Origin of the sequence: Plantactinospora solaniradicis, from assembly GCF_042658085.1 — a bacterium.
GTDB classification, from domain to species: Bacteria; Actinomycetota; Actinomycetes; order Mycobacteriales; family Micromonosporaceae; genus Plantactinospora; species Plantactinospora solaniradicis.
Map to the genome: position 1 here is coordinate 417,122 of NZ_JBHSPR010000017.1, position 5,450 is coordinate 422,571.

At 69.7% G+C, this 5,450-nt stretch carries 6 protein-coding genes; 3 read left to right on the plus strand and 3 right to left on the minus strand.

The genetic code is table 11. From position 1 onward, the window contains the following. Nucleotides 1-86: 86 nt before the first annotated feature. Together ACFP2T_RS21605 and ACFP2T_RS21610 are read left to right on the plus strand one after the other, a co-directional pair. The gene (locus ACFP2T_RS21605; protein WP_377424467.1) at nt 87-770 is read left to right on the plus strand and encodes a DUF998 domain-containing protein; all 684 of its coding nucleotides are present in this window, start codon (nt 87-89) and stop codon (nt 768-770) included. A 53-nt stretch (nt 771-823) separates the two neighbouring features. Beyond that, the gene (locus ACFP2T_RS21610) at nt 824-1,297 is read left to right on the plus strand and encodes a nuclear transport factor 2 family protein (protein ID WP_377424469.1); all 474 of its coding nucleotides are present in this window, start codon (nt 824-826) and stop codon (nt 1,295-1,297) included. Nucleotides 1,298-1,624: 327 nt separating this feature from the next. Here ACFP2T_RS21610 and ACFP2T_RS21615 read toward each other — a convergent pair whose 3' ends face one another. Further along, on the minus strand, nt 1,625-2,809 hold the full coding sequence (locus tag ACFP2T_RS21615; protein WP_377424471.1) for a DUF418 domain-containing protein: 1,185 nt from the start codon (nt 2,807-2,809) through the stop codon (nt 1,625-1,627). A gap of 97 nt (nt 2,810-2,906) precedes the next feature. Beyond that, nucleotides 2,907-4,184, minus strand: coding sequence for a helix-turn-helix domain-containing protein (locus tag ACFP2T_RS21620; protein ID WP_377424472.1), 1,278 nt, complete (start codon nt 4,182-4,184; stop codon nt 2,907-2,909). A 254-nt stretch (nt 4,185-4,438) separates the two neighbouring features. Here ACFP2T_RS21620 and ACFP2T_RS21625 point away from each other — a divergent pair, with 254 nt between their 5' ends. Then, on the plus strand, nt 4,439-4,927 hold the full coding sequence (locus tag ACFP2T_RS21625; RefSeq protein WP_377424474.1) for a peptidase inhibitor family I36 protein: 489 nt from the start codon (nt 4,439-4,441) through the stop codon (nt 4,925-4,927). Nucleotides 4,928-5,005: 78 nt separating this feature from the next. Here ACFP2T_RS21625 and ACFP2T_RS21630 read toward each other — a convergent pair. Continuing rightward, the coding region (locus ACFP2T_RS21630) for an SDR family NAD(P)-dependent oxidoreductase (RefSeq protein WP_377424476.1) at nt 5,006-5,450 on the minus strand (445 nt) is incomplete at its 5' end.

Sequence of the window (5,450 nt, forward strand, 5' to 3'; positions counted from 1 at the left end):
CCCGTCGTCGGTATGCCCAGCCCTACCCCGGACCGCCCGGCTACGGGTAGTGCGACCGGGGTACGCCGAATGATCTTCTCGTCGACATGGATCTGTCCCGAACCGCGCGGATCGGCGCGCTCTGCTGGATCGTGGCCGCGCCGCTCTTCCTGGCCGCCAACGTGATCGTCGGTCTCCGCTGGACCCGGCCGCCGTTCAGTTGGGCCGAACACAACATCAGCGACCTCGGCAACGTGAGCTGCGGGGTCTGGGACACCACCCGTCCCCGGTACGTCTGCTCGCCCTGGCACGACGCGATGAACGCGTCGGTGCTGCTCACCGCGCTGCTGCTGGCCGCCGGCACGGTACTCACCTGGCGCGTCGCCGGTTCCGGCCGCAGGGTGCGGGCGGCCCAGTCGCTGCTGCTGCTCGCCGCCCTCGGGTACGCCCTGGCGGCCGTCTTCCCCGCCGACGTCGACGAGAACGCGCACGTGCTCGGCGCGCTGCTGATCATGGGCCTGGGCAACCTCGGTCTGCTGCTCGCCGCCCTCGCTCCGCACGCCACGACGCTCGGCCGGCTGCGGGCGCTGACCCTGCCCATGGCGTTGATCGCACTCGCCGGCACGACGCTGTTCTTCACCCAACACGGGCTCGGCATCGGTGTCGGCGGAATGGAACGCGTCGCCGTGTTCCCACTCCCGGTCTGGGCCTGCTGCGTCGGCGTCGCCGCCCTACGACGTCCGGCGCCCGACCATCCTCGATCCGCCGCCGAGGAGGGCGCGCGGCAGTAGAGTTGGCCTCCGGCCACCTCCGACTGGCATATCACCTGCCTGGAGGCAGTCAGATGGACACCGACATGTTCGCGGACGCCCCGCCCAGCGAGCCGCCGAGCCACCTGGTGATCGAGAACCTGATCGCCGCCTACGCCGAATTGGTGGACACCGGGGACTTCGTCGGACTCGCCAACCTCCTGGCCGACGCCAGCTTCACGCTGAACAGTGGCGAGAGGCTGGACGGTCGAGATGCGGTGGAGCGACTGGCCCGCGACACTCTGGTCCTCTACGACGACGGGACGCCGCGTACGAAGCACGTCACGACCAACGTCATCGTCGAGGTCGACGAGGCGGCCGGGACGGCGGACTCCCGTTCGTACTTCACGGTGTTCCAGGCGCTACCCGACTTCCCACTACAGGCCGTGGCCTGCGGTCGCTACCGGGACCGCTTCGAGCGGCGGGACAGCGGGTGGCGCTTCGTGGAGCGGCAGGTCGTCACGGACTTCCTCGGTGACGTCAGCCGCCACCTGCGCCGCGCCTCGTGATCAGCGGGCGGGCATCTCCCGGACGAACGCCCGCCACGCAGCGGGCTCGAAGCACAGCACCGGCCCAGCCAGATCCTTGGAGGGCGGCAACCATCGACGATTCGGTGACGACCCGCCCTCGCAGGTGATCGTCCAGGAACGCCACGTCGTCATCGCCGCCGCCCCGGCGGCCCTTCCCCTTCCCCGGGACGGCCCCCACTTCCAGAAGCCCGGCGGCAGGAGGCCGAGACGATGAGATGGCCACGACGTGCACCGCAGCCCGTACTCCATCAACAGCCGACGACCCCGCACCGGGCCGGCGCGGGGTCGCTGCTGTCGGGGGCCGGCTCAGTGTTCGACCCGCTTCCGCCAGGCCGGACGCTCCGCGTTCGTGAACCAGCGCAGCAGCCACTCGGCCGGGCCGTGGCCGTGCCGCTCCAGCCACCAGCGGCTGATCACTACCTGGCCGGCGAAGATGGCGAACGCGAACAGCATCATCTCCAGCGGTGACACCTGACCGACCAGGCCGAAGCCCACGCCAGTGAAGATCAACAGCGTGGCCACCGACTGGCCGAGGTAGTTCGACAGCGCCATCTTGCCGGCCGGGGCCAGCGTCGACCCGAGCCACCGGCCCCGGACGCTGTGCACGATCCGGATCAGGGTCGCGGCGTACGCGGCGGCGAGGAACGGGGCGGTCATCGCGCTGACGAGTACGCCGAGGGTGTTGCCGTTGGCGCCGATCGAGGCGTAGACGGCGCCGCCGACGATCCCGACCGGGAAGCCGACGAGCTGGACGATCCGCAGCCACGCCTCCTGCCCGGTGAGTCCGACGAGCACCCCGCGACGGGCGGCGACCATGCCGAGCAGGAACATCGCCAGCGTGGTCGGGCCCTGCATGGTCGCCTGCGAGAGGCTGTAGAGCGGCAGGATCGCGATGTGCTCGTGGATGACCGACCCGAACCCGCCGGCCAGGTTCGCGGTGCTCTCCTGTGCGGCGGCGAGCTGGCTGGCGTGGTCGAAGTAACTCGACGTGTCCAGGAACAGGATGCTCGAACCCATGCCGAGCAGCAGATAGCCGTAGAGCGCACCGGCGACGATCAGCGCGGTGCGGTCGCGTACCCCGCGCATCGCCAGCAGGATCGCACCGAGCAGGGCGTAGACGGTGAGGATGTCGCCGCTGATCAGGAAGACCATGTTCACCGCGCCGAGCGCGAACAGGCCGAGCAGCCGACGTAGCATCCGGGGCTTGAACGCGGCGCCGGCCCGCGCCGCCGCCTGGGTCTGCAGGATGAAGCTGTACCCGAACATGAACGAGAACAGCAGGTAGAACTTCATCCCGAAGAACGTGGAGTTGAGCCAGCGCACCGCGTCGTCGAGCCAGGAGTCGTACGCCGGGTCGGTGACGTTCATGCTGAAGCCGGTGGCGGCGAAGGTGATGTTGACGACGAGGATGCCGAGCAGTGCGAACGCGCGCAGTGCGTCGAGATCGTGGATCCGGGTCCGGAGGGCCGTTCTGGCGGTATCTGTGGTCACCAGTCGAGCACACCAGGAGACCTGCCCCTGGTCAGGAGGGTTAACCCGTGGCCTGGGGTAGACCTATGTCCACCGTCGCGTGGTGCCCCCGGTCGGCTCAGCCACGGTCCGGGTAGCGGCATGCCGAGGCGGCCGCCGGCAGCCGTTGCTCCACGTCCAGCGTTATCGGAACGGACCGGCCTGGATTCGTGGGATGTAGCTGCCGGGCCTCGATCACGCCGGTGGGGCTGTCTCCGCCGAGACACGCGACGGCCACCAGGATGACCGACTCCCAGGCCGGTGACGTGTCGGTCGGCGACGAGTCTGTCGGTGACCTGCCGGCCGGTGACGAGGCGGCCGATGACCTGCGGGCCGATGGCGAGGTGGCCGGTGACGTGGGCACGACGTCGAACCGGACCCTCGCGCCGGCGGCCCGGTCCCGGACGTCGACCAGCTCCACCTGTCGCCAGCTCCGCAAGCCCGGCGTCGCCGGCTCGGTCCCGGTCGACCTGGCGAAGCCGACGACGTCGAGTTCGACGCCGGTGGCGTGCAGCGTGACGGCGCCGGGCCGGGTCGGATCGAGGGTGGTCGAGAAGGCGAGTTGGCTGGGCGCCGGCCGCCCGTCGGGACACCCGGACGCCGGTAGGTTTCGCGGCGGATTCCCGTGGATCACCGCGGACGACAGGACTCCGCCGCCGGCCACCATGAACCATCGGACGTCGGGGGTACCGGCGGTGTTGTCGTACACCTTCTCGCCGATGCAGAAGCCGGTGAATCCGACGGTGCAGTGCGGTGGGATCGTGGTGCGCACGGCACTGTCCCGGGTCGCGCCGTCCCGGACGTGTGCGCCGCTTCCATAGGTGAGGCCGGTGAACGCGGCGTCGGACGGCACCACGGGACATCCCCGTACTCCGGAAGCCGACGGGCCCACCAGGCTGGCCGGACCGACCAGGTCGAGCGGCCCGGCCGTCGCGATCATCCCGATCAGCAGGGTCATGGCGACCAGCCCGCCGACGGCGATCCACTGACGACGGCGAACGGCGGTTGTCCTTCGGGCGTGGGCCACCAGCTCGACCATCGGCCGTTCACCGCGAACCGACGCCTCGTCTACTTCTTCGTCGTCGCCGGGTTGGAGCCGCGCCACCGTCTCCAGCCAGCGCTTCCGCCAGTGGTCGGGATCGCCGTGACACGCGCCGACGTACGCGAGGAGGACGTCCAGGGTCGGCAGCCGCGCGCCCCCGGCGGCCTCGGAGAGGGTCGTCGCACTGTAGCCGGCCGACCTGGCCAGCACCCGGTACGTCGGATTACCCGCCTCGGCGCGAAGCTTCCGCAGGTCGTACGCGAGTGCTTGCAGTGGGCCGGCGGTGGGGTCGACCGGTCTCTCCTGACGAGCCACCTGGCTTCTCTCCTCCAGGAACTTCCGGACATGTCCGCCTTCCATCGTTGCCGGTGCCTCCGCAACGCCAAAGCGGCTGTCGGATTGTTGGCCAATGGACGTGCTTTGTCCGAGATTGATTGATCGGCGTACTGGATCGTTCCGGTCAATCGGCCCCGCGACTAGCACTGGAGGTGAGGCGGGCACCAGCAGTGCCACCGCCGATCCGATCAAGCCGAGGGCCGCGAGCCCTCAGGCCGACAAAGGAGGAAAAGATGAGGACTCGAATGATCGCCGTGGCCGGAACGGTGCTCGGCGCGATGGGCGTACTGGGAACGGTCGGTTCTCCGGCGGCTGCCGCCGAGCAGGGCCGCGACTGCGTGGTCAACCTCGACACCAAGGCTGTGACCTGTGCGGCGACCGAGGAGCAGGCGCTGCGGGCAGCAGGTGCCGCCGCCTCGCGGGTCATCGCCCGGACGTACGACGGCAGAAACTATTCCGGCGCCGTCCATACCTGGGTCCAGTCCCGGGCGTGCACCCCCGGCTACGACCGGGAGTGGCAGTGGGCCGATCTCCGACGCACCAGCGGAGGCGACTGGAACAACCGGATCAGTTCGGTCCGGACGTACCACAGGTGTGACGTCAGGTTCTACGACGGCCTCGACTTCCGGGGCGCCGCGTCGACCTGGATCGACGCCTCGGCCAACCTGGCCACCGTCGGCGGCGGCTGGTCCAACCGAGCCAGCTCGATCAAGTTCTCCTGATCCGCCGAGCCGAGCAGAGGTGTTAAGAAGGGCCCCTTCCTATGCAAAATGCGATAAGAAGGGGCCCTTCCTTGCACTTCAGTAGGTGATGTGTTTGCCGCCGTCGACGATGAGTGCTTCGCCGGTGACCATGTCCATGGCGAGGAGGCCGAGGACTGCCTGGGCGATGTGGTCGGGGGCGGCGGTCTGGTGGAGGGGGACCGTTTCGCGTTCTCGGGCGGCGCGTTCGGCGAAGCCTGCCTCGCCGTGCAGGTTGGGTTGCCAGCGGGTGTGTTGGACGGTGCCGGGTGCCACCGCGTTGACCCGTACCTGCGGGGCGAGCGCCAGTGCGAGGTTGCGGGTGAGCTGGAGCATCGCCGCCTTGCTCACCCCGTACGCGATCGAGGAGCCGCCGGCCCGGTAGCCGGAGATCGACGAGATGTTGACGATGGCGCCGCCTGCGGCGCGCAGCGCGGGGGCGAAGGCGCGGGCGCAGTGGAAGGCGCCGAGCAGGTTGACGTCCAGGATGTCGTGCCAGATCTCG

Excerpts from the sequence above, each read along its gene's own strand:
- ACFP2T_RS21605 (WP_377424467.1), top strand. The coding sequence starts at position 87 with ATGGATCTGTCCCGAACCGCGCGGATCGGCGCGCTCTGCTGGATCGTG.
- ACFP2T_RS21610 (WP_377424469.1), top strand. The coding sequence starts at position 824 with ATGGACACCGACATGTTCGCGGACGCCCCGCCCAGCGAGCCGCCGAGC.
- ACFP2T_RS21625 (WP_377424474.1), top strand. The coding sequence starts at position 4,439 with ATGAGGACTCGAATGATCGCCGTGGCCGGAACGGTGCTCGGCGCGATG.